At 39.6% G+C, this 4,505-nt stretch carries 5 protein-coding genes; all 5 read left to right on the forward strand.

The features are described from left to right. Nucleotides 1-500 (forward strand): glutamine amidotransferase-related protein (locus QZ413_RS03860; RefSeq protein ID WP_297076601.1); only part of this gene is annotated, 500 nt, incomplete at its 5' end. A 145-nt stretch (nucleotides 501-645) separates the two neighbouring features. Further along, nucleotides 646-1,518, forward strand: coding sequence for a class II fructose-bisphosphate aldolase (locus QZ413_RS03865; protein ID WP_297076603.1), 873 nt, complete (start codon nucleotides 646-648; stop codon nucleotides 1,516-1,518). A 125-nt stretch (nucleotides 1,519-1,643) separates the two neighbouring features. Continuing rightward, a complete protein-coding gene (locus tag QZ413_RS03870) occupies nucleotides 1,644-2,903 on the forward strand; it encodes a UDP-N-acetylglucosamine 1-carboxyvinyltransferase (RefSeq protein WP_297076606.1) in 1,260 nt (419 codons plus the stop codon). 5 nt (nucleotides 2,904-2,908) lie between these two features. Further along, nucleotides 2,909-4,201, forward strand: a complete 1,293-nt coding sequence (gene rho / locus QZ413_RS03875; protein ID WP_297076610.1) for a transcription termination factor Rho — start codon at nucleotides 2,909-2,911, stop codon at nucleotides 4,199-4,201. Nucleotides 4,202-4,297: 96 nt separating this feature from the next. Beyond that, the coding region (locus tag QZ413_RS03880) for a type B 50S ribosomal protein L31 (RefSeq protein WP_297076612.1) at nucleotides 4,298-4,505 on the forward strand (208 nt) is incomplete at its 3' end.

Below are 4,505 nucleotides of genomic sequence, written 5' to 3' on the forward strand. Positions count from 1 at the left end.
GTTATGCACGTGAAAACGATATTCCATTCTTAGGAATTTGTTTAGGGATGCAAATGGCATGTGTCGAATTTGCACGTAACGTAGTCGGACTAGAAGATGCGAATTCTGCTGAAACCGTTCCTGGAACGAAAAACAACATTATCGATTTGATGGCAGATCAAGAAAATGTTGAAAATTTAGGCGGCACATTGCGTTTAGGTCTTTATCCATGTAAATTGAAAAAAGGAACGAAGACAGCAGCGGCTTATAATAATCAAGAAGTTGTTCAAGAACGTCATCGTCATCGTTATGAATTCAACAATAAATACCGTGAATTGTTCGAACAACACGGTTTAGTCTTCTCTGGTGTTTCTCCAGATAACCGTTTAGTAGAAATCGTAGAAATTCCAGAAAACAAATTCTTTGTTGGATGTCAATTCCATCCAGAATTGATTTCTCGTCCAAACCGTCCTCAAAGCTTAATCAAAGCCTTCGTAGGTGCGGCAATCGAAGAAGCATAATTTTACCGAAAAGGGGAATCTGAAAAAGATTCTCCTTTTATTTTGATAGTTTTACTTGGAAATAAAGGGAAAATTTGCTAAAATATCAATGTTGGTTAAGTTAAACTTAACAAATAATGCGTTTTTAAATTTAGGAGGAAAAATTATGCCATTAGTATCAGGAACTGAAGTTTTCAAAGCAGCTCGTCAAGGCGGCTATGCAGTAGGCGCGTACAACACAAACAACCTAGAGTGGACTCAAGCAATTCTAGAAGCTGCTGAAGCAAAACAAGCACCTGTATTAATCCAAACTTCAATGGGTGCTGCAAAATACATGGGTGGTTACAAATTAGTTGTAAACATGGTAAAAGATTTAATCGAATCAATGAACATCACTGTTCCAGTGGTATTACATTTAGACCATGGTTCTTACGAAGATGCATTAGAATGTATCGAAGTAGGCTACACTTCTGTAATGTTTGATGGTTCTCACTTACCATTTGAAGAAAACTTACGTCTTGCTAAAGATGTAGTGGAAAAAGCTCACGCTAAAGGAATCTCTGTTGAGTGTGAAGTTGGTTCAATCGGTGGAGAAGAAGACGGAATCATCGGTACTGGTGAATTAGCAGACATCGACGAGTGTGTACAAATGGTAGGCACTGGTATTGACTTCTTAGCTTGCGGAATCGGTAACATTCACGGTGTATACCCTGAAAACTGGACTGGTTTAGCATTTGATCACTTACAAGCGATCGCTGAAGCAGTTGGACAAGATGTACCATTAGTATTACACGGTGGATCTGGTATTCCTCAAGATCAAATCGAAAAAGCAATCAAAATGGGTGTTTCTAAAGTAAACGTAAACACTGAATTCCAATTGTCATTTGCTAAAGCAACTCGCGAATACATCGAAGCTGGTAAAGATTTAGAAGGTAAAGGATTTGACCCTCGTAAATTATTAGCTCCAGGTAAAGCTGCGATCGTTAAAGATTGTGAAGAGCACATTGACTGGTTTGGTTCAGCTGGTAAAGCTAAATAAGACTTGTTTTTGATGACTAGCGTAGGCTAGTCATCTTTTTTTTTCGCCTAAAATATGGTAAACTAATGAACGATGCGTCATAAGACATGAGGCAGATAAGAACGTAAAGCATAGGTGAATATAAAATGAAAAAAATAGTGATTCATGGCAATCGACCATTAACTGGCGAGATCACGATCAGTGGTGCGAAAAATAGTGCAGTAGCATTGATTCCTGCAGCTGTTTTAGCAGACTCGCCCGTGGTGTTAAAAGGTGTACCAGATATTCAAGATGTTCATTCACTAATTGAGATTTTAGAAATCATGGGGGTGAAAACCTCATTTGAAAATCATCAATTAACGATCGATCCAACAGAGATTATCTCGATCCCAATGCCAACTGGCAAGATCAATAGTTTTCGTGCGTCGTATTACTTTATGGGTGCACTGTTAGGTAAATTTGGTGAAGCAGTTGTAGGTTTACCTGGCGGGTGTTATTTAGGACCTCGACCGATTGATTTACATATCAAAGGATTTGAAGCATTAGGTGCGGATGTGAAAAATGAGCATGGCGCAATGTATTTAAAAACAACTGAAGATGGTTTAAATGGAACCCACATCTTTTTAGATATGGTATCCATTGGTGCGACCATTAATATCATGCTAGCGGCTGTTAAAGCAAAAGGGAAAACGATTTTAGAAAATGCCGCTCGTGAACCAGAAATCATCGATGTAGCAAACTTGTTAAATAAAATGGGTGCAAACATCAAAGGTGCTGGAACGGATATCATTCGTATCGAAGGTGTCGATACTTTACATGGCTGTACGCATGGGATCATTCCTGACCGTATCGAAGCCGGTACGTATATCTCAATGGCTGCTGCAGTTGGTAAAGGAATCAAAGTCCAAAACGTGATCCATGAGCATTTAGAAAGTTACTTATCGAAACTAACGGAAATGGGTGTCAAAATGGATATCGGAGAAGATTCGATTTATGTCCATGAAACGACAGATCTAAAACCTGTGAACGTGAAGACATTTCCATATCCAGGATTTGCAACAGATTTGCAACAACCGATCACACCATTATTACTGAAAGCAAAAGGCAATTCGCAAGTAACCGATACGATCTATGAAAAACGTGTCAATCATATTCCAGAACTTGCTCGTATGGGAGCAGACGTTTCGATCGAAGGCAATATTATGTTGTTAAACGGACCAGCACAGCTAAAAGGTGCTGAAGTTGCAGCGAGTGATTTAAGAGCAGGTGCTTGTTTAGTGATTGCTGGATTAATGGCAGAAGGTCAGACGACGATACGAAATGTAGAGCACATTTTACGTGGCTACGACCATATTGTTGAAAAGTTGACGGATTTAGGCGCACAGATAGAAATGATTGAGGACTAACGAGGATGGCAGATTATTTAACGATTGCAGAATTAGAACATAAAACGTTAAAAGAAATTTATACGTATGCAAAACAATTTAAAATTCCATATTACAGTCAGATGAATAAAAAAGAGTTGGCATTAGCTGTGATTCGAGCTCAAGCTGAAAAACAAGGCTTCTTTTTAGTTGAAGGGATTTTAGACATCATTGGTCAAGACGGCTATGGTTTTTTACGCCCAATCAATTATGGACCAAGCGCAGAAGATATTTATATCTCTTCTTCTCAAATCAATCGCTTTGGTCTTCGTAATGGGGATAAAGTCGCTGGGAAAGCTCGACCACCTAAAGAATCTGAGCGCTACTATGGCTTGATGCATGTCGATAGCGTCAATGGGAAAAACCCTGAAGAAGCAAAGCAACGTCCACATTTTCCAGCATTGACGCCACTTTATCCAAATCGTAAATTACATTTAGAAACGACAAAAGAACGGTTGGCTTCTCGAGTCATCGATTTGTTTTCACCAATTGGCTTTGGCCAACGTGGTCTTGTCGTAGCACCACCTAAAGCCGGGAAGACGAGTATTTTAAAAGAAATCGCAAATGGAATCACGAAAAACCATCCGGATGTGGAATTGATTGTGTTATTAGTCGATGAACGTCCAGAAGAAGTGACGGATTTAGAACGTAGCGTCAAAGGCGATGTTGTCTCCTCTACTTTTGACCTACAACCAAATAACCATACGCGCGTGTCTGAATTGGTTTTAGAACGTGCGATGCGTCTAGTAGAAGACAAACGTGACGTCGTGATTTTAATGGATAGTATTACACGTCTTGCGCGTGCGTATAACCTAGTTTCACCACCAAGCGGTCGAACGCTAAGTGGCGGGATCGATCCTGCCGCGTTGTATCGTCCGAAAAAATTCTTTGGTGCCGCACGTAATATCGAAGAAGGCGGTAGTTTGACGATTATTGCGACAGCCTTAGTCGATACCGGTAGCCGAATGGATGATGTCATTTATGAAGAATTTAAAGGAACAGGGAATATGGAGCTGCATCTATCCCGTCAATTAGCCGAACGACGTATTTTCCCAGCCATCGATTTGAAACGTTCAAGTACGCGTAAAGAAGAACTCTTAATGTCTGAAAGTCAGCTAGAAGAGACGTGGCGCATTCGTAATCAAATGCAAGGTGATGCATTGGAATATACGGAACAATTTGTACGGTTTATGAAAAAAACACCAACAAACGAAGCGTTATTACAGGCGTTTAAAGATGTGACGTTTACTGAAAAAAATGCCAAAAATAAAAAAAGATAATTGCCAAGTACGTTAAAAAATGATAAGATACTCTTGTTGTATCAAAACAAATAACTCTGCTTCAGCACATGAAACAGGGCAAAGGAGAAAAGCATAATGAAAAAAGATATTCATCCAGATTACCATCCAGTAGTCTTCTTAGACTCAACTACAGGTTTCACATTCTTGTCAGGTTCGACTAAACACTCACAAGAAACTATGGAATGGGAAGACGGAAACACTTACCCAGTAATCCGTGTCGAAGTAACTTCTGACTCTCATCCATTCTATACTGGACGTCAAAAATTCACTCAAGCAGACGGAC

The sequence above is a fragment of the uncultured Enterococcus sp. genome, assembly GCF_913775425.1.
In the GTDB taxonomy this organism is placed as follows: domain Bacteria; phylum Bacillota; class Bacilli; order Lactobacillales; family Enterococcaceae; genus Enterococcus_G.

Excerpts from the sequence above, each read along its gene's own strand:
- QZ413_RS03865 (WP_297076603.1), top strand. The coding sequence starts at position 646 with ATGCCATTAGTATCAGGAACTGAAGTTTTCAAAGCAGCTCGTCAAGGC.
- QZ413_RS03870 (WP_297076606.1), top strand. The coding sequence starts at position 1,644 with ATGAAAAAAATAGTGATTCATGGCAATCGACCATTAACTGGCGAGATC.
- rho (WP_297076610.1), top strand. The coding sequence starts at position 2,909 with ATGGCAGATTATTTAACGATTGCAGAATTAGAACATAAAACGTTAAAA.